Annotated in this window: 20 protein-coding genes; 11 read left to right on the top strand and 9 right to left on the bottom strand. The window is 73.1% G+C overall.

The window, feature by feature from the left end; translation table 11 throughout:
• Nucleotides 1–8: 8 nt before the first annotated feature.
• A complete protein-coding gene (locus AB0J55_RS13790; protein ID WP_364247450.1) occupies nucleotides 9–1,601 on the top strand; it encodes an NAD(P)/FAD-dependent oxidoreductase in 1,593 nt (530 codons plus the stop codon).
• A 312-nt stretch (nucleotides 1,602–1,913) separates the two neighbouring features.
• On the opposite strand, the gene AB0J55_RS13785 is transcribed toward AB0J55_RS13790, so the two are convergent.
• Nucleotides 1,914–2,294 carry a VOC family protein gene (locus AB0J55_RS13785; RefSeq protein WP_364247447.1) on the bottom strand — a complete coding sequence of 127 codons (381 nt, stop codon included), beginning with the start codon at nucleotides 2,292–2,294 and terminating at the stop codon, nucleotides 1,914–1,916.
• A gap of 4 nt (nucleotides 2,295–2,298) precedes the next feature.
• Nucleotides 2,299–3,279 (bottom strand): YihY/virulence factor BrkB family protein, encoded by a 981-nt coding sequence (locus tag AB0J55_RS13780; protein WP_364247444.1) that lies wholly within the window; start codon nucleotides 3,277–3,279, stop codon nucleotides 2,299–2,301.
• Between the two features lie 82 nt (nucleotides 3,280–3,361).
• Here AB0J55_RS13780 and AB0J55_RS13775 point away from each other — a divergent pair, with 82 nt between their 5' ends.
• Nucleotides 3,362–3,829 carry an SRPBCC family protein gene (locus AB0J55_RS13775; protein ID WP_364247441.1) on the top strand — a complete coding sequence of 156 codons (468 nt, stop codon included), beginning with the start codon at nucleotides 3,362–3,364 and terminating at the stop codon, nucleotides 3,827–3,829.
• 723 nt (nucleotides 3,830–4,552) lie between these two features.
• On the opposite strand, the gene AB0J55_RS13770 is transcribed toward AB0J55_RS13775, so the two are convergent.
• On the bottom strand, nucleotides 4,553–5,566 hold the full coding sequence (locus AB0J55_RS13770) for a DNA topoisomerase IB (RefSeq protein WP_364247439.1): 1,014 nt from the start codon (nucleotides 5,564–5,566) through the stop codon (nucleotides 4,553–4,555).
• Between the two features lie 91 nt (nucleotides 5,567–5,657).
• Between AB0J55_RS13770 and AB0J55_RS13765 the strand changes: the two genes are divergently transcribed.
• Both AB0J55_RS13765 and AB0J55_RS13760 read left to right on the top strand, forming a co-directional pair.
• Nucleotides 5,658–6,452 (top strand): SDR family NAD(P)-dependent oxidoreductase, encoded by a 795-nt coding sequence (locus AB0J55_RS13765; protein WP_364247436.1) that lies wholly within the window; start codon nucleotides 5,658–5,660, stop codon nucleotides 6,450–6,452.
• A complete protein-coding gene (locus AB0J55_RS13760) occupies nucleotides 6,449–6,973 on the top strand; it encodes a DUF1360 domain-containing protein (protein WP_364247433.1) in 525 nt (174 codons plus the stop codon). The genes AB0J55_RS13765 and AB0J55_RS13760 overlap by 4 nt, the downstream gene beginning before the upstream one ends.
• A gap of 34 nt (nucleotides 6,974–7,007) precedes the next feature.
• On the opposite strand, the gene AB0J55_RS13755 is transcribed toward AB0J55_RS13760, so the two are convergent.
• Nucleotides 7,008–8,510, bottom strand: coding sequence for an FAD-dependent oxidoreductase (locus tag AB0J55_RS13755; RefSeq protein WP_364247431.1), 1,503 nt, complete (start codon nucleotides 8,508–8,510; stop codon nucleotides 7,008–7,010).
• Between the two features lie 84 nt (nucleotides 8,511–8,594).
• Between AB0J55_RS13755 and AB0J55_RS13750 the strand changes: the two genes are divergently transcribed.
• Nucleotides 8,595–9,863, top strand: coding sequence for an ATP-grasp domain-containing protein (locus AB0J55_RS13750; RefSeq protein WP_364247429.1), 1,269 nt, complete (start codon nucleotides 8,595–8,597; stop codon nucleotides 9,861–9,863).
• 53 nt (nucleotides 9,864–9,916) lie between these two features.
• On the opposite strand, the gene AB0J55_RS13745 is transcribed toward AB0J55_RS13750, so the two are convergent.
• Complete coding sequence (locus AB0J55_RS13745) at nucleotides 9,917–10,081, bottom strand: hypothetical protein (protein ID WP_364247426.1); 165 nt, start codon at nucleotides 10,079–10,081, stop codon at nucleotides 9,917–9,919.
• A 157-nt stretch (nucleotides 10,082–10,238) separates the two neighbouring features.
• Here AB0J55_RS13745 and AB0J55_RS13740 point away from each other — a divergent pair, with 157 nt between their 5' ends.
• A complete protein-coding gene (locus AB0J55_RS13740) occupies nucleotides 10,239–10,958 on the top strand; it encodes a methyltransferase (protein WP_364247423.1) in 720 nt (239 codons plus the stop codon).
• Nucleotides 10,945–11,157: a CDGSH iron-sulfur domain-containing protein gene (locus tag AB0J55_RS13735; protein ID WP_364247420.1), complete on the top strand. Its 213-nt coding sequence runs from the start codon at nucleotides 10,945–10,947 to the stop codon at nucleotides 11,155–11,157. Before AB0J55_RS13740 ends, AB0J55_RS13735 begins: the two co-directional genes overlap by 14 nt.
• 39 nt (nucleotides 11,158–11,196) lie before the next feature.
• Here AB0J55_RS13735 and AB0J55_RS13730 read toward each other — a convergent pair whose 3' ends face one another.
• Both AB0J55_RS13730 and AB0J55_RS13725 read right to left on the bottom strand, forming a co-directional pair.
• Nucleotides 11,197–12,201, bottom strand: coding sequence for an iron-containing redox enzyme family protein (locus AB0J55_RS13730; protein WP_364247417.1), 1,005 nt, complete (start codon nucleotides 12,199–12,201; stop codon nucleotides 11,197–11,199).
• 9 nt (nucleotides 12,202–12,210) lie between these two features.
• A complete protein-coding gene (locus AB0J55_RS13725) occupies nucleotides 12,211–13,344 on the bottom strand; it encodes a glutamate--cysteine ligase (protein WP_364247414.1) in 1,134 nt (377 codons plus the stop codon).
• Between the two features lie 112 nt (nucleotides 13,345–13,456).
• Between AB0J55_RS13725 and AB0J55_RS13720 the strand changes: the two genes are divergently transcribed.
• Nucleotides 13,457–13,843 (top strand): STAS domain-containing protein, encoded by a 387-nt coding sequence (locus AB0J55_RS13720; protein WP_364247412.1) that lies wholly within the window; start codon nucleotides 13,457–13,459, stop codon nucleotides 13,841–13,843.
• Here AB0J55_RS13720 and AB0J55_RS13715 read toward each other — a convergent pair.
• Entirely contained in the window at nucleotides 13,840–14,934 is a 1,095-nt protein-coding gene (locus AB0J55_RS13715; RefSeq protein ID WP_364247410.1) for a glutamate--cysteine ligase, read from the bottom strand. The genes AB0J55_RS13720 and AB0J55_RS13715 overlap by 4 nt on opposite strands.
• Nucleotides 14,935–15,030: 96 nt before the next feature.
• Here AB0J55_RS13715 and AB0J55_RS13710 point away from each other — a divergent pair, with 96 nt between their 5' ends.
• Together AB0J55_RS13710 and AB0J55_RS13705 are read left to right on the top strand one after the other, a co-directional pair.
• Nucleotides 15,031–15,396 (top strand): hypothetical protein, encoded by a 366-nt coding sequence (locus tag AB0J55_RS13710; RefSeq protein ID WP_364247407.1) that lies wholly within the window; start codon nucleotides 15,031–15,033, stop codon nucleotides 15,394–15,396.
• An 8-nt stretch (nucleotides 15,397–15,404) separates the two neighbouring features.
• The gene (locus AB0J55_RS13705; protein WP_364247404.1) at nucleotides 15,405–15,884 is read left to right on the top strand and encodes a hemerythrin domain-containing protein; all 480 of its coding nucleotides are present in this window, start codon (nucleotides 15,405–15,407) and stop codon (nucleotides 15,882–15,884) included.
• Between the two features lie 55 nt (nucleotides 15,885–15,939).
• Here the strand turns inward: AB0J55_RS13705 and AB0J55_RS13700 are convergent, their stop codons facing one another.
• A complete protein-coding gene (locus tag AB0J55_RS13700) occupies nucleotides 15,940–17,448 on the bottom strand; it encodes an ornithine decarboxylase (RefSeq protein ID WP_364247401.1) in 1,509 nt (502 codons plus the stop codon).
• Between the two features lie 31 nt (nucleotides 17,449–17,479).
• Between AB0J55_RS13700 and AB0J55_RS13695 the strand changes: the two genes are divergently transcribed.
• Entirely contained in the window at nucleotides 17,480–18,667 is a 1,188-nt protein-coding gene (locus AB0J55_RS13695) for an amidohydrolase (RefSeq protein ID WP_364247398.1), read from the top strand.
• The last annotated feature ends 67 nt before the right edge of the window (nucleotides 18,668–18,734 follow it).

Raw genomic sequence — 18,734 nt, 5'->3', positions numbered from 1 at the left:
AGGCCGGAGTGAGTACGGAAGCCGTCGACGCGGTGGTGATCGGCGCCGGCCACAACGGCCTGGTGGCGGCGAACCTGCTGGCCGACGCGGGCTGGTCGGTGCTGGTGCTGGAGGCGACGGACCACGCCGGCGGCTCGGTGCGGACCGCCGAGGTGACCGAGCCGGGCTTCCGCAACGACCTGTTCAGCGCCTTCTACCCGCTCTCGGCGGTGTCGCCGGTGATCAAGGGCCTGCGGCTGGAGGAGCACGGCCTCCGCTGGCGGCACGCGCCCGAGGTGCTGGCGCACGTGCTGCCCGACGACCGGTGCGCGGTGCTTTCGCGCGACATCGACCGCACGGCGGCGTCGGCCGACGAGTTCGCCCCCGGCGACGGCGACGCGTGGCGGCGGCTGTTCGACCAGTGGCGGGAGATCCGCGAGCCGCTGCTGAACGCGTTGTTCACGCCGTTCCCGCCCGTCCGCCCGGCGCTGAAGCTGCTGCGCCGCACCGGCACCGGCGACGCGCTGAGGCTGGCGCGCATGCTGACGCTGCCCGCGCGCCGCTTCGGCGACGAGCTGTTCACCGGCGAAGGCGCGAAGCTGCTCGTGGCCGGGAATTCGGCGCACAGCGACCTTTCCGTGGACAACGCGGGCAGCGCGGTGTTCGGCTGGCTGCTGGCGATGATCGGCCAGGACGCGGGCTTCCCGGTGCCCGAAGGCGGCGCGGGCGAGCTGGTCGCGGCCCTGGTCCGCCGCCTCGAGTCCCGGGGCGGTCGAATCCACTGTGGACGCCCGGTGCGTTCGGTGCTCGTCGGGGACGGGCGGGCGCTGGGGGTGCGGGACGCCGACGGCGAGCCGGTGCGGGCGCGCAAGGCCGTGCTGGCCGACGTCCCCGCGCCGGTGCTGTACCGCGAGCTGGTGGGGGAGGAGTGGCTGCCGTCGCGGCTGGTCGCCGACCTCGGCAAGTTCGAGTGGGACAGCGGGACGGTGAAGGTGGACTGGGCGCTGTCGGGCCCGATCCCGTGGCGGGCGGAGGCGGCCCGCGGCGCGGGCACGATCCACCTCGGAGCGGACCTCGACGGGCTCTCGGCGTTCGGCGGCGAACTGGCCCGCGGCCGGACCCCACGCCGCCCGTTCCTGCTGCTGGGCCAGATGACGACGAGTGATCCTTCGCGCTCGCCGGCGGGCACGGAAGCGGCGTGGGCGTACACGCACGTCCCGCGCGGCACGATGGAGAACCGGGCGGCCCTGGATCGGCGGGTGAAGCGGATCGAGGAGACGGTCGAGGCGAACGCACCGGGGTTCACCGGCCTGATCAAGGCCCGCTACGCGCAGGGACCGGCCGAACTGGGCGACCACAACCCGGGTCTGGTCGGCGGCGCGATCAACGCGGGCACGACGGCGATCCACCAGCAGCTGTTCTTCCGCCCGGTCCCGGGCACGGGCCGCGCGGACACCCCGGTGGACAGGTTGTATTTGGCGGGAGCCTCGGCCCACCCGGGCGGAGCGGTCCACGGCGGCCCGGGAGCGAACGCGGCCCGCGCGGCGATGGCCAGAGCGGGCATGCTGGGCGGTGGTTACGCGGCGGTGATCCGGGCGGCTCACCGGGCGATCTACGGGTGATTCGCGGGGTCGTGCGGGCTACCGCGGTCGGCCGGGTTCGCTGAACGGCGGCCCGGCTCACGAATATGTGGCGCGCGCTCCGCGCTGTTCGTGGCGGCTGTGCCATCCGCGCCGCTCGCGGTGCCCGTGCTGTTCGCGCCACTCGGAGTGGCCGCACCACTCGGGGTGGCGGCGCCGCCCGCGGTGCCGCGGTCGCGCTCGTGCGATCGCGCTGCGGCGGCTCGAGTTCTGCGTCGCGGGGTGCGGATCGCGGTGCTGCCGCCGGCCGGGGTCACCGGAAGCGCGGCCCCGCCGGCCGCCGCCATCCGCGGGTCAAGCCGCGCCGATGTCCTTGCGCAGCAGGCAGAACTCGTTGCCCTCGGGGTCCTGCAGCACCACCCACGACTCCTCGCCGGTCTGGCCGACGTCCGCCGGGCGGGCGCCGAGGGCCGTCAAGCGGGCCAGCTCGGCTTCCTGGTCGCTTCCCGCCGGGTTCACGTCGATGTGCAGCGGCAGCTTGCCCCGGCGGGGGTCTTCGCTCTGGGCGAGGACGAGCGTCGGCGGGCCGTCGCCCAGGCGGGATCCCGGTACACCCAGCTCGAGGCCGTCCGGCTCGTGGCCGATGACCTCGTACCCCAGTACCGCGCACCAGAACTCCGCCAGGCGGTCCGGGTCGCGGCAGTCCAGCACCAGGCCGGTGATGCGGCAGGCCATCCGCTCACTCCCGTTCCGACTTCGCCACCGCCGCGGCCTCGTCTGCGTCCATCGCCTTCGTGTCCCGCGGCGGCAGGAACGGTTCCTCCTGGTCCTCCTCGTGGCCGGCTTCGAGCGAACGGCCGCGGGCCAGTTCCGCGTCCAGTTCGGCCCCCAGCAGGATCGCGAGGTTGGAGATCCACAACCATACAAGGAACACGATCACCCCGGCCAGGGAACCGTAGGTTTTGTTGTAGGAACCGAAGTTCGCGACGTACAGCGCGAACCCCGCCGACGCGAGCACCCACAGCACGACCGCCAGCAGGCCGCCCGGCGTCAGCCACCGGAACCCCGGCTGCCGGACGTTCGGCCCCACCCAGTACAGCAGCGCGAACGCCACGCTCACCAGCGCCGCGATCACCGGCCACTTCGCGATCTCCCACACCAGGATCCCGGTCGACCCGAGCCCGATCAGGTCCCCGATCCGCCGCGCGACCGAGCCCGTGGCGACGACCCCGACCGCGCACAGCGCCAGCAGCACGACGATGCCGACGGTCAGGGCGACCCGCAGCGGCACGACCTTCCAGATCGGCCGGCCTTCCGGCATGCCGTAGATCGCGTTCGACGCCCGCATGAACGCGCCGATGTAGCCGGACGCCGTCCAGAGCGCGCCGAGCAGGCCGAGGATGGCGAGGGGGCCGGCGAGGCTGCGCGAGCCGGCCAGTTCCTTGATCGCGCCGACGAGGATGTCCTTGCCCTGGCCGGGGACGACCTGGTTGATGTTGTCGATCACGGTCTGGATCTTGTCCGGGCCCAGCAGGCCCAGGATCGCCGTGAGCACGATGATGCCGGGGAAGAGCGACAGGACGCCGTAGTAGGTGAGTGCGGCGGCCCAGTCGGTGAGGTTGTCCCGGTTGAACTGCTTGAACGTCCGTTTGAGCACCGCGCCCCACGACCGCTTCGACAGCTCGCTGGGGCCTTCGGGTTCGGGTTGTCTTTTCGTCATCGCCACCTCCGCTCGGTAGGAGCGGGCATACCCCGTGCGGGAGTGGGTATGCCTGTTCCGTCACCGGAAGCAGGAGGAAGCCGTGCCCGAGGTAAGCCGCGTGATCGACGTACCACCCGACGCCGTGTTCGCCGTGCTCGCCGACGGCTGGCTGTACTCGGGCTGGGTGGTCGGCAGCAGCCACATCCGCGACGTCGACGGCGACTGGCCGGAGGTGGGGTCCCGGATCCACCACAGCGTGGGCCCGTGGCCCCTGCACATCCAGGACGTGACGGTGGTCCGGGCGGTCGAGCCGGGCCTGTCGATGTCCCTGGAAGCCCACGGCTGGCCCCTGGGAGCAGCGGCGGTCGGCCTGACCCTGGTCCCGCACGGCACCGGGCAGACGCTGGTCCGCATGACGGAGCACATCGTCCGGGGACCGGGAAAGCTCCTGCCGGAGGCGCTGCAGGCGCTGATCATCAAGCCCCGCAACACCGAGTCCTTGTCCCGCTTGGCCGACCTGGCGACGGGTAAGCACGCCCGCGCGAAGAGCGGCCACCCTCGCCCGTAGCGGGACGGGCCCGAGGTCGCGGACGACTGGTTCGCGACCTCGATGAGGAGGAGGGTGCGGCGATCGGTTGCCGCTCTCCGGCGGGCGCGCGGCAACCCGCTCGATTCCGCGCTGGTTTGATCTGCCTGCCCCTTGGCCGGCTCAGTTCGCCCGCCCGGCCCCGGCTCGGCTCTCGCCCACCAGCGGCTGCCCGGCTCGGCCTTGCCCGCCAGCGGCCCGCCTACTCCCGGCGCCCGTTGCCCGCCTGCAGCCAACTCGGCCCACCGCCGCCGGCCTTCCTGCCTCCGGCCGGCTGACTACCGATCCTCGACCCCACACCGCCGCCACTGAACCCGATCCCCAGCCCGGTCGGCATGCCAAACCGGCGTCGCCTCACCCTCCCAAACGGGCACCAGCCGGTCCGTGACCACCCGTCCCCGGGCCACGCGGCCGAACAACTCCACCCCGTCCGCGCGCCGGGCCGCGGGGACCCACGCCGGGAACCGTGTTCGTGGCAGCTTTCGCTCGATCCACTCGCGCGCCGATCCCTCGCTGCCGTGATCGGACTCGACGATGCTCGACACCGGCCCGCCGCCGCCGACGGTCAGGCCGATCGACGCGCGCCAGCGGACCGGGGAGGCTTCGGATGTCATCCTCTCCAGGTTCCCCGACGACGGCGGTCGGCGGCCAGTACACGTTAGGATGGATCGACGCTCACTCACCGTGCCTCCTCGCGAAGAACCGTCATGACGCGTTGAGCAACCTCGCGCACGCCCGCTCCAAGACTTCCCGTGCCTCGTCGCCGTCCAGCCGGGCCGCGCGCTTCAGTGCCGGGGCGATCGTGCGTTCCGCCCGGTAGGCCTCGACCAGCCGGGGGTCCACATAGGACGAACGGCAGACCGCCGGGGTGTTGCCCAGCGCCGTCGAGACCTCCTTCATCACCTTCGCCTCCGCGCGCTTGCGGGCGGTCTCCGACGTCGGCGGGTCCGCCGCGGCGAACGCGGCCGCCGCCAGCACCGTCGCGTTCCACGTGCGCATGTCCTTGGCCGTGCAGTCCTCGCCCGCCAGTTCCTTGAACCGCTCGTTGATGTCGGCCGCGTGCACCTCGTGCCACGTGCCGCCCTCGCGGTAGACGAGCAGCCGGTCGCTGCCGGACCGGCTGCGCAAGAGCGACTTCATCACCGACGCCAGCTCCGCGTCGCAGATGGCCACCTCGCGGTCCAGGCCGCCCTTGGCGACGTAGCAGAACCGGCACTCGTCGCCCCGGACCGCCGCGTGCGAACGCAGCAGCGTCGCGACGCCGTGGGTGCCGTTCTCCTCCGCGTACTCCTCGCCGCCGGTGCGGAAGATCCCCCGGTCGAGCATGCGCAACGCGGCCGCGAGCACCCGCTTGCGGGTCAGGCCGCGCCCGGCGAGGTCGTCGGCCACCGAAGCACGCCAAGCCGGCAGCCGGCGGGCCATCTGCAGCACGCGGTCGTGCTTCTCCTCGTCGCGGTCCCGGCGCCACTGCTCGTGGTAGAGGTACTGGCGCCGCCCGGCGTCGTCGGTGCCGACCGCCTGGACGTGCCCGTTCGGGTACGGGCAGATCCACACGTTCCGCCAGGCCGGCGGGATGACGAGGTCCTTGATCCTGGCCAGGACCTCGGGGTCGGTCACCGGCGAGCCGTCGGGCATGGCGTAGGAGAACCCGCGGCCGCGGCGGATGCGCTTGATGCCCGGGCCGCGCAGGTCACTGCGCCGGAGTCTGGTGCGTCCCACCGCCGCGAAATACCCACCCGGCGTACCGGGAAACCATGATTGCCGGCCGCCGCGGCGGGTAGCCGACGGCGAAGTACCGAAAGGAGCACGGATGACCACCGCAACCAAGCCGCTCGCCGTCGTCACCGGCGCGTCGAGCGGGATCGGGCTGGAGCTGGCCAAACAGTTCGCCCGGCACGACTTCGACGTCGTCCTGGCCGCCGAAGACGCCGAGCTCGCCGCGGCCGCCGACGAGGTCCGTGCGTGCGGCGCGCAGGTCGAGGCGGTCCGCACCGACCTCGCCGCCCCGGACGGCGTGGAAGAGCTGGTCCGGCACCTCGGCGGCCGCCCGGTCGAGGCACTGGCCGTCAACGCCGGTGTCGGCATCAACGGCGAGTTCGCCGGGGACACCCGGCTGGAGGACCAGCTGACGGTCGTCGACCTGAACGTCCGCTCGGCCGTGCACCTGACCAAGCGGGTCGTGCCCGGCATGGTCGGCCGCGGCCACGGCCGGGTGCTGTTCACCTCGTCGATCGCCGGCACGTCGCCCGCGCCCTACCAGGCCGTCTACGCCGCCTCGAAGGCGTTCCTGACGTCGTTCTCCGAGGGGCTGCGGGCCGAGGTCAAGGACAAGGGCGTCACCGTCACCGCGATGCTGCCCGGCCCGGTCGACACCGAGTTCTTCGAGCGCGCCGACATGGAGGACACCAAGATCGCCGCCGGGGACAAGGACACCCCGGCCGAGATCGCCGAGGCCGGCTACGAAGCACTGATGGCCGGGAAGGACAAGATCGTCCCCGGTGCACTGAAGAACAAGCTCCAGGCGGCCGGCTCGCGCTTCCTGCCGGACGAGGCCAAGGCGAAGCAGCAGGGCAAGATGATGGAACCCGGATCGGCGGATTCATGAGCGTGCTCGAAGACGTCACCGCGAAGGCGAAGCGGGTCCAGCGCCGCTACGCCGGCGACGAGGACCGGCCGCTCGGCGGGTACGTCGCCGCGATGGGGGCCTACAGCGCCCTGGTGGGCGGCCTGACGCTGCTCGGCCGCGCCGTCGGGGCCCGGTTGCCGCAGCGCTTCGGCGTCGGCGACACGCTCCTGCTGGGCGCGGCGACCTTCAAGGCCAGCCGCCTGCTGGCCAAGGACGCCGTGACCAGCCCGCTGCGCGCGCCGTTCACCCGCTACGAAGAACCGGCCGGTGACGACGAGCTGAACGAGTCCGTGCCCGGGAAGGGCCACGTCGAGCACGCGGTGGGCGAGCTCGTGTCGTGCCCGTTCTGCCTCGACGTCTGGGTCGGCACGGGACTGGCCGCGGGCCTGGTGATCGCCCCGCGGCCGGCCCGCCTGGCGGCCACGGTGCTCACGGCCGTGGGCGTGGCGGACGCCCTGCACCTGCTCTACGACGCGGGCAAGAAACTCGCGTCCGGTTAGCCGGACGAGCCGGCGGGGCAGGACCTCCGCCGGCTCATCCCGGGCCGCGGCGCAGCGGCCGGACTGCCGGGCCCTGCACGACGTCGCCGTCCACGCCGAACCGCGAGCCGTGGCAGGGGCAGTCCCACGTCTTTTCGGCGTCGTTGAACGAAACCAGGCAGCCCAGGTGCGTGCAGTGGGCGCCCACCGTGTGCAGCTTGCCGGCTTCGTCGCGGTGGGCGGCGACGAGTTCGCCGCCCACGCGCACGACCTGGGCTTCGCCGGGCTGCAGGTCGTCGAGCTTCTCCGACCGCCACAGCGCGGCGACGTGGTCGCCGACCAGGTACTTCGCCACCGTCAGGTTGTCCTGGGCCACCTCGAGCACCGAGCGCGCGTCGAAGCGGTTGGGGTCGAACAGGTCCGCGGCCGGGTGCGGCTCGCCGAGGATCCGGGCCGCCAGGACGTGTCCCGCGGCCGTGCCGCCGGTCATGCCCCACTGGCCGAACCCGGTCGCCACCCAGAGGTTCTTCGTCCCCGGCAGGTACCGGCCGACGTAGGGCAGCAGGTCGGGCGTGGACATGTCGTGGGCGGACCAGCGGTGGGTGACGCGGTGCAGGCCCGCGTGCGCGTCCGCCCAGCTCGCGAGCCGCGCGTACCGGCGTTCGACGTTGACGTGCGCGCCCACCCGGTAGTGCTCGCCGCCGGCGATCACCATCGGCGTGCCCTGCTCGGTGTACCCGCGCACGGAGTGGTGCGTGTCGGCGTCGAGGAACATGCCGGCCGGCGGGGTGTTCCCGGCGGCCGGGCCCGCGACGACGAGGTCGCGCACCGGGTCGAGCCGGGCGAAGTACAGGCCGCGGTCGAGCACCGGGTAGTGGGTCGCGACGACGACCTCGCCGGCCACGACGTCGCCGCGCGAAGTGCGGACGGTCTGCCCGTTGACCGCGGTCGCCCGGGCGTGCTCGACGACGGTGCCGCCGAGCCGTTCGATCTCGGCGGCCAGCCCGAGCAGCCACCGGCGCGGGTGGAAGTGCGCCTGGCCGGTGGTCCGCACCGCCCCGAGCGCGGGCACGTCGAGGGCGACGTCTTCGGTGAAGGAGGCGGGCAGGCCCGCCGCGGCGGCCGCGTCCGCCTCCCGCTTCAGGGAATCGACGGTGCTTTCGCGGGTCGTGTAGACGTAGCTGTCCGCGCGGGTGAACCCGCAGTCGATGCCCAGCTCGGCCGCGGTGGCGGCGATCCATTCGGTCGCCGCCGCCTGCGTTGCGGCGTAGGTCTTCGCGGCGCCGTCGCCGTGGCGGGACGTCAGGTCCGCGTACTTCGCCCCGTGCTGGGCGCTGACCTTCGCGGTGGTGTGGCCGGACACCCCGGCCGCGACCTGCTCGGCCTCCAGCACGACGACCGAACGGCCACCGCGGGCGAGCAGCAGGGCGGTGGTGAGCCCGGCGATGCCGGCGCCGAGCACCGCGACGTCGGCGGACTCCGGCACCGGCACCCCGGTGCGGTCCGGGGCGGGGGCGGTCTCGACCCACAGGGAAAGCGGTTCGGGCAGGGCTGTCATGCCTGCGGATGCCCGCTGACGGGCGGGTCAAACCGGCCATCCGGCCCCGTTTGGCCTGTTCGGAGGCCCGGGTAGCCCTTCGGCATGAGTACGGACATCTTCGTGATCGGCCTGGACGAGGAGAACCGGCGGGTCCTGGAACGCCTGCCGCTGGCGGGGAACTACTCGTTCCACGGCCTGCTGACCCCCGAAGAGCTGCAGCACGGCGAGATCGACTTCGAAGCCCTCCTGAAGACGGCCCAGCACGAGCTCGACGCGTTCGGCGGCGGCGTCGCCGCGATCGTCAGCTACTGGGACTTCCCGGCCGCGACGCTGGTCCCCATCCTGTGCGCCCGGTACGGCCTGCCCAGCGTGTCGCTGGAGGCGGTGCTCAAGTGCGAGCACAAGTACTGGAGCCGGCTGGAGCAGAGAAAGGCGATCGACGAGCTGCCGAACTTCGGCATCGTCGACCTCGACCACCCCGCCCCGCCGGACGGCGTCGGCTATCCGATGTGGCTCAAGCCGGTGAAGTCGTTCTCCTCCGAGCTGGCCTTCAAGGCCGGGAACGACGCCGAGTTCGCCGAAGCCGTGACGAAGATCCGGGCCGGCGTCGGCCGGGTGGGGGAGCCGTTCGGCTCCGTGCTCGAACAGGTCCGGCTCCCGCCGGAGATCGCCCGCGTCGGCGGCGCGGCGTGCCTGGCCGAAGAAGCGCTGCACGGCGTCCAGGCGGCCATCGAAGGCTACGTCTACCAGGGCGAAGTCACCGTGTACGGCGCCCTCGACTCGATCAACTACCCGGACAGCTCGTCCTTCCTGCGCCACCAGTACCCGTCGCAGCTGGGGGAGGAGCCGGTCCAGCGGATGCGGGACGTCGCCGAGCGGGTGATGAAGCAGATCGGCTTCGACAACGGCACCTTCAGCATCGAGTTCTTCTGCGACCCCGAGTCCGGCCAGGTGTGCCTGCTGGAGATCAACCCGCGGCACTCGCAGTCGCACGCCGAGCTGTTCGAGTTCGTCGACGGCGTCGCGAACCACGAAATCATGGTCCGGCTCGGCTTGGGCCAGGACCCCGCCCGGCGCCCGGCGAAGGGCACCTACCAGATCGCCGGCAAGTGGTACCTGCGCCGCTTCGAAGACGGCGTCGTGACGCGCGTGCCGACCCGCGAGGAGATCGAGGCCGTGCAGGAGCGCATCGACGGCACCCAGATCGAGATCATCCCCCAGGCCGGGCAGCGGCTTTCCGACCTGCCGGAGCAGGACAGCTACAGCTTCGAACTGGCGCACCTGTTCGTGGCCGGGCACACCGAGCACGAAATGGTGCAGAAGTACCAGGCATGCGTGGACGCCCTGCCCTTCGAGTTCGCCGAGGCGTGAAAACGGGGGTCGCGTTCGGACTGTCCGAACGCGACCCCCGTGCTCTCGCGCGGTCAGCCCGACTGCGGGTCGCTGTCGTCGTGCTGATCCCCGCCCGACGTGCCCTGCTCGCCGCGGAGGGTTTCGCGCTGGGCCTCCGGCGTGTCACCGTGCGGGTCGTCGCCGCGGGCGCCTTCGGCCGGCTCGGTCGGGTGCTGCGTGCGCTCTTCGGACGTCATCTCCGTCCTCCTTTTCCGGTCCTTTCCGCACCGGATACCCCGCGGCCGGCGGCTCAACCGCGGCGTTTGCCGCGGTGATCGCCGGGTAAGCCGGGAGGCGACGCGGTTGTCTCACCGGCGATCGCGCCGGAGACCGCGGCGAGTGGAGGAGACCCAGATGACCACGTCGGCGGAACCCGTCCGCCCGGGCCCCTTGGCCGCCCGGTCCGTCGTGCCCGCGCCCGTGCCGCCCGCCCCGCGGATGCTGCGGCTGCCCGGCGTCTACCGTCCGCAGGAGGACACCGCCCTGCTCGCCGCGGCGATCGCCGACCTCGCGATCCCGGACGGCGCACGGGCCCTGGACCTGTGCACCGGCACCGGCGCGCAGGCCGTCACCCTGGCCCGCCGCGGCGCGGGAACCGTGTTCGCTCTTGACCTTTCGCGCCGGGCGCTGGCTTCGGCGCGGCTCAACGCGCTGGTCCGCCAGCTCGCGGTGCGCCCGTGCCGGGGCGGCCTGAGCCGGGCGCTGCGCGAAGGTCCGTTCGACGTCGTCGTCGCGAACCCGCCGTACGTGCCGTCCCCGGTGCCGGCGGTCCGGTCCACCCGGGGCTGGGACGCGGGCCCGGACGGCCGCGCGGTGCTCGACCCGCTGTGCGCCGCCGCGGGCACGCTCCTGCGTCCCGGCGGGACGATGCTGCTCGTGCAGTCCGCGTTGTCCGATGTGGACAAGTCGCGGGAACTGCTGGCCGCGCAGGGACTCCGGACGTCGGTCGCGCGCCGCGCGTGGATCCCGTTCGGGCCGGTCCTTTCCGGACGGTCGGCGTTCCTGGAGGCGGCCGGGCTGATCGAGCCGGGGCAGCGGGTGGAAGAGCTGGTGGTGCTCCGTGCCGACCGCTGAGCGCGGCCCCCGCCGGGTGACCGTCGTCCCGGGCGGGCCGGTCCTGGTGGAGGGACCGGTCGAACTGTGCACCCCCGAGGGCGAAACCGTGCGCTCGGACCGGTTCCTCGTCGCGGTGTGCGCGTGCCGGCGCAGCAAGCGGTTCCCCTTCTGCGACACCAGCCACCGCAAACGGGTCCGCACCCAGACCGGTGATTGACGTGATGGCCTCCCGGCGAACCGGGAGGCCATCGGCACGTCAGCCCAGGGGAAGCCGCAGCGACGATTCCCCGGCCTGCCAGCGGCTCAGCACCTGCTGACCGAAGCGTCCTTCGAGGAACTCCGTGGCCTGGATGCCGAACACGACGTCGGCGGCCAGCGCCGGCTCCTGTTCCAGCAGGTCGCCGAGGACGTCGTGGCGCATCACCTGTTCGTGGACCGCGTCCGCCTCGATGTGCTCGGTGTAGAAGAACCGGCACGCCTCCGGCGCGTCGAGGCGCTGCAGGGCCTGGTCCATCCGCTGCGCCGACGGCGCCGTCGTGATTTCCGCCGCCGCGAAGTGCCCGCACAGCGCGCCCCGCAGGGACCGGTGCAGGCCGAACAGCGACATCATGTTGACCACCGCCAGCATCGCGGCGGGAACGTGGTCGATGAGCTCGAGGTAACCGTCCGGCAGGCCCGCCGCGCGCAGCAGATCCACGTACAGCTGCGCGTGCACGAATTCCGCGCGGCCGCCGCCGAACTCGTCGAACTCCACGGCCACCAGCGCGGCCTTGGCGCGCCCGCGCAGCCGCGGGATCACCCACGCGTGCGGGTCGGCTTCCTTGTGGTGGTAGATCGAGCGGTGCGTGAAGTACTCCCGCACCTGCGCCCAGTCGCCGTGGTCGCGCAGGAAGTGCGAAACCCCTTCGACGTCGATCGGCTCGACCAGCAGGCCGTCGAGCTCGCCCGCCACGTCGTCGCCGCCGGCCACGTTCTCCCGGAGCGCGGCGAGGAACCGCGCCTCCAGCGCGCCGCGCAGCCGCAGCAGTTCCGGGTCCCATTCCCAGTCGGCCGACACCCCGGGCAGGCCCTGGTAGTGCAGCTCGTAGCACAGGTGCAGGGCGAGCTGGAGGTCGTCGCCGAGCGGGTCGGCGTCGGCGAGCCCGTCGAAGTCCAGGTCCGCCCGCGGTTGCTCACGCAGCAACGTCCCGAGCACGGACGCCGACAGCGGACCCCGGGCGGCGGGCAGGGTGGCCGCGCCGGGGGTGATGGAGGTCGTCATGACCGCTGGCTACCCCGTCAGCAGCGTTCCATGCCCCGCCGGCACGGTGGCCGCGGTGAGCCACCGCACCGCGGCGGCCGTCCCGTGGACGGCCGCCGCGCGCTGCTGCCCGGCCCCCGTGCCCTCGGTGCGCAACGCGTCGACGAGTTCTTCGACCTCGGCCAGGTCGCCGCTTTCTTCCAGCGGCGTCCGGACGTGCGCCAGCAGGGCTTCGACCAGCGTCCACGCGGGCCGCCGCGTCGCCTCGGCGGCGTCGACGAGCTCCCCGGAGAGCCCGTGGCGCGCCGCGGTCCAGACCGCCGCCGCGGCGACCTGCGGTGACAGCGGCGCGGCTTCCCGGCCCTCGCCCAGGTCGGTCAGGGCGCACTGGACCAGCGCCCGGCTCAGCAGGGCCTGCAGCACGGCGTGGTCGACGGTCAGCGCGGTGTCGGCGACCCGGAACTCGACCGTGGGGAACCGGCCGGACGGGCGGGCCAGCCAGAACGTCTGGTCCGGGTCGACGAGCGCGCCGCAGTCCACCAGCGTCTCGACGGCCCGGCGGTATTCGCCGTGGTCACGCAGGTGCGGGGCGACGCCGGAGCCGGGGAAGCGGGACTGCAGGACCATCCGCCAGCTGTGGTAGCCGGTGTCGCGGCCCTGGTCGAAGGGCGAGTTGGCGGACAGCGCGAGCAGCGTGGGCAGCCACCGGCCCAGGTGGTTGACGACGGCGACCGCGGTGTCGGGGTCGGGCACGCCGACGTGGACGTGGCACCCGCAGGCTTCGTAGTCGGCGACGACCGCGCCGTAACGGGCGTCGATCTCGGCGTAGCGGCCGGTGCTCGCCGGCGGCGGCCCGGCCGGCCCCGGCCCGACCGGGGTGCCGGTGGCCAGGAGCGCGCAGTCCTCCGCCGCCGCGGCCCCGGCCAGCACCCGCCGGGCCGCGGTCAGCTGGTGGCGGAGCTCGCCGGCGGTGGTGCAGATGCCGCTGGCCGCTTCGAGCTGGGTGAGCCGCAGTTCGCGGTGGATCTTCACCCCGTCGGGCAGCGGGCCGTGGTGGCGGTAGCGGGCCAGCACCGGTTCCGCGCACGGCGACGCGTGCCCGGTGCGGGGGTTCACGAGGAGGAACTCCTCTTCGACACCCATCGTGGGCGGGCCGTCGGACATGGGCGGGCTCCTTCCGGACGGGCGTGCGCCGGGGATACCCGCTCCGGTCGCGGAAATGCACCGGCACCCGGCGCTTGTTTCGCCGTGCGCCCGCGGCGGGTACCTCGCCGAGATGACACCTCACGAATGGCCGCGCGCGGGCGGGGTGGAATCCCCGCCGTCGGACCGCCTGCCCGCGCCCCGCGCCCCGTCCGACGACCCGGGGAGCCGGCTGCGGTGGAAGAGCGCCGACGCGGTCGTCGTGGAGGTCACCGGCGAAGTCGACCTGTGCACGGTGGCGCGGCTCGCGGCCGTCCTGGACGAGCACGTCCGTGCCCGTCCCGGCGTCCTGCGGGTCGACCTCGGGCAGGTCGGGTTCCTCGGCGCCGCCGGCATCCGCGTGCTGCTGCGGGCCGGGCGGCACGCCGAAGCCGCGGGCGTCCACCTCGTCGTCGACCCGGGCGGCTCGCGGGCCGCGATCCGCGCCCTCGAACTGCTCGACCGCCTCCAGGGGCGCTAGTCCCCGGTGAGCAGGTCGACCACGTCCTCGGCGCGGTTCCGCTCGGCGAACCGGCGCCGCTGCCGGTCGGCGCCCCCGCCTTCGGCCACCAGCCGGGCCGTTCCTTCCCGCGCGAAGTCGAGGTCGCCGGCCGCCTCCAGCGCGGGCGCGGTCAGGTCGACCAGGGCGTCGAGGACCACCTTCGCCGGCTCCAGGTCGCCGCTCTTCGGGTGCGGGCAGCAGCCGGTGACCCCTTCCCGCGACGCCCGCCAGAGCTGGGCGCGCAGCACCTCGTTGGACAGGTGCGGCAGGGGAGCGTCGCCGGCCAGCGCGGTGGCGACCAGACCGCGGGCCAGCACGGCCAGCAGCACCGCGTCCTGCGGGGTCGCGGCGACGTCGGCGATGCGGAATTCCAGCGTGGGCTGGTTCTCCGAGAGCCGGACGTCCCAGTAGATCATCCCGCGGTCGAGGATCGAGCCGGCGCGCAGCCAGCCGTCGACGATGCTTTCGTACTCGTCCAGCGACGCGAACCGCGGCGGCGGCCCGGCCGACGGCCACCGGCTCCACTGCTGGTAGCGCCAGCTGCAGTAACCGGTGTCGTAGCCGTCGGAGATCGCCGAGTTCGCCGTCAGGGTGAGCAGCGCGGGCAGCCACGGCCGCACGTGGTTGAGCACCTGGACGCCGGTTTCCTTGTCCGGGATGGCGACGTGCACGTGGCAACCGCAGGTGAGGGAAGTCCGCGCGGTGGCGCCGAAGTGCTCGGCCATCCGCTCGTAACGCGGGTTCGGCGTGATGACCGGCGGGTTCTCTTCGAACAGCAGCGGGGACGCGGCGGGCAGCAGCCGGCACCCGCGCCGCCGCGCGGCCTGGATCAGATCGCCACGCAGGCCCTGCAGCTGGCGCAGGGCTTCACCGTGGGTCCGGCACACGTCGGTGGCCGCTTCGGCCTGGGACCGGGTCAGTTCGTGCTGCAGTTCGCCCTGGTCGTCGCCGGCCGCTTCGGCGGCGTCGACGACGTCGTCGCCGGCCTGGGACAGGTGGCCTCGGCGGTCGACGACGAAGAACTCCTCTTCGACGCCGAACGTCAGCACATCGCCCGTCGGTTCGTTCACCGGTGTTCTCCTGGAGGTCGGGGGCCCGCTGAATACCCGGACGGGCGATCCGGCAAACGGCGTTTTCGCCCGCGGGGAACGGGTATCCGGCCGCTCATGAACCCGAGCGCCGCCGCTTCGCCTTCGCTCCTGGCCGCCGATGCGGGCGCCATCGTGCGCCGGCTGTCCCGTTGCGTGGGTGACGGCGAGCTCGACTCCCCGGCCGAGATGTACCGGGTCCTGGGGGCCCTGCGCCTGCTGGCCGACGACCTCACCCAGCTGCTGCCCGCCCTGCAGGGGCGGCTGGAGGACGGCCTGCTGGCCGGCCGGGTCGTCTGTCCCGGCGCCGACGCGGTCGCCGCGACCTGGGCCACGGTGGGGGAGGTCGGCCGGGCACTGGCGCACGCCAGGACCGTGGCCCTGCTGATGACGAAGGAACTGGAGAACTCCCAGGTCGCCCTGCGGGACCTGGCCACACCGTGAGGACACCGATGTCGACCGACGCGATCGTGCTGCTCAAGAACGACCACAAGACCGTGGAGAAGCTGTTCAAACAGTTCGAAAAGGCGGGGGAGGACGCCTACGACGAGAAGCGCCGGATCGCCGACTCGATCATCGAGGAGCTGACCGTCCACGCCTACATCGAGGAAGAGATCTTCTACCCGGCCGCGCGCGAAGCCGTGCCGGAGACGAAGGACCACGTCCTGGAAAGCGTGGAGGAGCACCACGTCGTCGTGTGGATGCTGTCGGAGCTGCTCGGGATGGACCCGAAGGAGGAGACCTTCGACGCGAAGGTCACCGTCCTCACCGAGAACGTCCGCCACCACGTCGAAGAGGAAGAGGACGAGTGGTTCCCCGAGGTCCGCTCGGCGATGGGCCGCAAGCAGCTGCAGGAACTGGGGCAGCGGATGATCGACGCCCGCTCGAAGGCGCCCAAGAACCCCCTGGAACTCAAGAGCGCCAAAGCCTGATCACCCGCGAAGAGGGCGGTACTTCCCCGGGGAAGTACCGCCCTCTTCGCGTGCGTCAGTGCTTGGCGACGACCCGGATCGACTCGAGCTCGGAGTCGGCGGGGTCCGGCAGCAGCATGCCCGCACCCAGCCCGCTGCGCAGGTAGTCGACGACCGGCCGGGTGAGCACCTCGCCGGGCAGCACCCCGGGTGCCCCCGGCGGGTAGGGCGTGATCATCTCGGCCGCGATCCGGCCGACGGCCTCCGCCGCGGGCACCTGCTCGGCCGGGCCGAAGAAGGCGTCGCGCGGCAGCATCGCCGTCTTCAGTTCCAGCTCCCGCGGCGAGGGCAGGTCCACCTGCGGCGGTTTCTCGAACGAGGGCGCGGCCTTGACCAGGGCGTCGACCGCGTCGATCAGCGTGCCGGCCGTCTTCTCGTCGTCGGAGTGGTTGAACTGGGCCACGATCCGGCGGTGGTCGGCCAGGCCGACGGTGACCCGCCGGTGCTCGCGCAGCCAGTCGGCGGCCTGGTAGCCGCTGATGCCGAGCGGGACGAGGTCGAGCACGACCTTCAGCGAGTCGACGGAGTGGGCCAGGTCCGGGCCCAGGAACTCGTCGTGCATCACCGTCACGCCGAGCTCGGCCAGCCGGCCGCGGACGGACTTCACGAGCGTCAGCGCGCCGTCGATGAGTTCCTTGCCCTGTTCGGCCATCTGCCGCCGCCAGCCGTCGAGGGCCGCGTAGACCAAAGAGCTCGCGCTGGTCGTGCCGAGCAGGTCTTCCCGCGCCTTCAGCACCTTGGGGTCGACGCGGTCGCCCTGGAGGTGGAAGACCGAGCTCTGCTCGACCGCGGCACCCATCTTGTGCACGCTCGTGACGCACACGTCGGCACCCGCGTCCATGCCCCACGGCGGCAGGCCGTCGTGGAAGGGCAGGTGCGCACCCCACGCCTCGTCGACGATCAGCGGCAGGTCGTGGTCGTGGCACCACTCGGCGATCGCGGCGAGGTCGCCGCAGGTGCCGTAGTCGGTGGGCGTCACGACCAGGGCGCCCTTGACTTCGGGGTCGCTTTCGTAGGCTTCCGCGAACTCCCGCACGCCCGGCGGGTGGCTCAGGTGCCGTTCGGCGTCCCAGTGCGGGTGCACCCACACCGGCTGGACGCCGCTGACGATCAGGCCGGAGATCACCGACTTGTGGACGTGCCGGGGCACCAGCAGCTTTTCGTGCGGGCCGGCGACGGCGAGCATCGCGCTCTTCACCGACAGGGAACTGCCGCACGTCGAGAAGAACGTGTGCTCGGCGCCGACCGCGTCGGCCATCAGCGCCTGCGCTTCGGCGAGCACGCCCTTGCGCATCAGCCGGTCGTCCAGGCCGTTGAGCGAGATGACGTCGGACTTGAACACGTCGGCGCCGACGATGTCCAGCACCCGCGGGTCGATGCCGCGGCCCTGCTTGTGGCCGGGCGCGTTGAACGGGACGTAGCCGGCGCTGTGGTAGTCGCGCAGCGCCTCGAGCACCGGTGCCTTGCTGTGGTCCATGGCGCCGGAGTAGCCGGAGGCGGCTCGCGGGAAACACCCCGGTGGCATGACCGTCGGTGGTTGGGGTATCCCGGAGGGCATGGAGTGGCACGATGAGCTGCACGAGCGGGCCGACGAGCGGATCGAGCACCTGGACGAGCGGCTGTGGGCCGTCGCCACCGCGCTGCACGAGCGCCCGGAACTGTCCTATGAGGAGCACGCCGCCGCGGACCGGCTCACCACCGAGCTGGCCGCGGACGGCTTCGACGTCGAGACGGGGATCGCCGGGCTTCCCACGGCGTTCGTCGCGCGCGCCGGGGAGGGCCGCCCGTGCGTCGCGCTGCTGCTCGAATACGACGCCCTGCCCGGCCTCGGGCACGCGTGCGGGCACAACCTGATCGCCGCGGCCGGCCTCGGCGCCGCGCTGGCCGCGAAGGAGGTGCTGGGGGACACCCCGGGGTCCCTGCTCGCGGTGGGCACCCCGGCGGAGGAACGCGGCGGCGGCAAGGTCGCCATGGCCGAGGCCGGCGTCTTCGACGACGTCGACGCGGCCCTGATGGTCCACCCCGGCGTCCACTCGTGGTCGTGGGCGCCGCTGACCGCGCAGGTGGAGCTGAAGGTGACCTTCCACGGCCGCGCCGCCCACCCGACCGGCGACCCGGAGGCCGGCATCGACGCGCTCGCCGCGCTGATCCAGGCGTTCGGTGCGGTTTCGGCCCTGCGCCAGCGGTTGCCCTCGGGCTCGCACGTCCAGGGCATCATCACCCACGGCGGCGAGGCGACGAACATCGTCCCGGACCACGCCGAGGGCCGCTTCGGGCTGCGCGCGCTGACGACGGACGCGCTGGACCGGCTGGTCGAAGACGTCACGACGTGCGCGGAGGGCGCGGCGCTGGCGACCGGCGCGAAGGCCGAGGTCGAACGCCTCGGCCGCGGGTACTCGCACTTCCGCGACAACCCGGTGCTCTCGGAGCGGTTCACCGAGCACCTCGCGGCGTGCGGGATCCACGCGACCCCGCCGGCGCCGGGGGTCTACCTGGGATCGTCGGACATCGGCGACGTCAGCGTCCGCGTCCCGGCGATCCACCCGTTCGTGGCGATCGCGGCGGAGGAGTACTCGGACCACACGCCGGAGTTCGCCGCCGCGGCGGCGAGCCCGCGGGGCCGGGCGGCGATGCTGGCCTCGGCGGCGGCGCTGGCCCGCACGGCGATCGACCTGCGGACCCACCCGGCGCTGGTCAGCCGCGCGTGGGACTGCTTCCGGGACCTGGCGCGGACAGGCTGGTGACCGGGCCGCCCTGCCGCGGGTCGTGAGTGGGAAACAGTGTTCCAACGCTGTTTCCCACTCACGACCC

Source organism: Amycolatopsis sp. NPDC049688 (assembly GCF_040674975.1).
Taxonomy (GTDB): Bacteria; Actinomycetota; Actinomycetes; order Mycobacteriales; family Pseudonocardiaceae; genus Amycolatopsis.
Note: the sequence above shows the minus strand (reverse complement) of the source record. Positions and strands in the feature narration are given on the sequence as shown.

What these genes read in the sequence shown, in the direction of transcription:
- AB0J55_RS13785 (WP_364247447.1), bottom strand. Translation starts at nt 2,294, where the DNA reads ATGGCCTGCCGCATCACCGGCCTGGTGCTGGACTGCCGCGACCCGGAC.
- AB0J55_RS13780 (WP_364247444.1), bottom strand. Translation starts at nt 3,279, where the DNA reads ATGACGAAAAGACAACCCGAACCCGAAGGCCCCAGCGAGCTGTCGAAG.
- AB0J55_RS13765 (WP_364247436.1), top strand. Translation starts at nt 5,658, where the DNA reads ATGACCACCGCAACCAAGCCGCTCGCCGTCGTCACCGGCGCGTCGAGC.
- AB0J55_RS13760 (WP_364247433.1), top strand. Translation starts at nt 6,449, where the DNA reads ATGAGCGTGCTCGAAGACGTCACCGCGAAGGCGAAGCGGGTCCAGCGC.
- AB0J55_RS13755 (WP_364247431.1), bottom strand. Translation starts at nt 8,510, where the DNA reads ATGACAGCCCTGCCCGAACCGCTTTCCCTGTGGGTCGAGACCGCCCCC.
- AB0J55_RS13750 (WP_364247429.1), top strand. Translation starts at nt 8,595, where the DNA reads ATGAGTACGGACATCTTCGTGATCGGCCTGGACGAGGAGAACCGGCGG.
- AB0J55_RS13745 (WP_364247426.1), bottom strand. Translation starts at nt 10,081, where the DNA reads ATGACGTCCGAAGAGCGCACGCAGCACCCGACCGAGCCGGCCGAAGGC.
- AB0J55_RS13740 (WP_364247423.1), top strand. Translation starts at nt 10,239, where the DNA reads ATGACCACGTCGGCGGAACCCGTCCGCCCGGGCCCCTTGGCCGCCCGG.
- AB0J55_RS13730 (WP_364247417.1), bottom strand. Translation starts at nt 12,201, where the DNA reads ATGACGACCTCCATCACCCCCGGCGCGGCCACCCTGCCCGCCGCCCGG.
- AB0J55_RS13725 (WP_364247414.1), bottom strand. Translation starts at nt 13,344, where the DNA reads ATGTCCGACGGCCCGCCCACGATGGGTGTCGAAGAGGAGTTCCTCCTC.
- AB0J55_RS13720 (WP_364247412.1), top strand. Translation starts at nt 13,457, where the DNA reads ATGACACCTCACGAATGGCCGCGCGCGGGCGGGGTGGAATCCCCGCCG.
- AB0J55_RS13710 (WP_364247407.1), top strand. Translation starts at nt 15,031, where the DNA reads ATGAACCCGAGCGCCGCCGCTTCGCCTTCGCTCCTGGCCGCCGATGCG.
- AB0J55_RS13705 (WP_364247404.1), top strand. Translation starts at nt 15,405, where the DNA reads ATGTCGACCGACGCGATCGTGCTGCTCAAGAACGACCACAAGACCGTG.
- AB0J55_RS13700 (WP_364247401.1), bottom strand. Translation starts at nt 17,448, where the DNA reads ATGCCACCGGGGTGTTTCCCGCGAGCCGCCTCCGGCTACTCCGGCGCC.
- AB0J55_RS13695 (WP_364247398.1), top strand. Translation starts at nt 17,480, where the DNA reads ATGGAGTGGCACGATGAGCTGCACGAGCGGGCCGACGAGCGGATCGAG.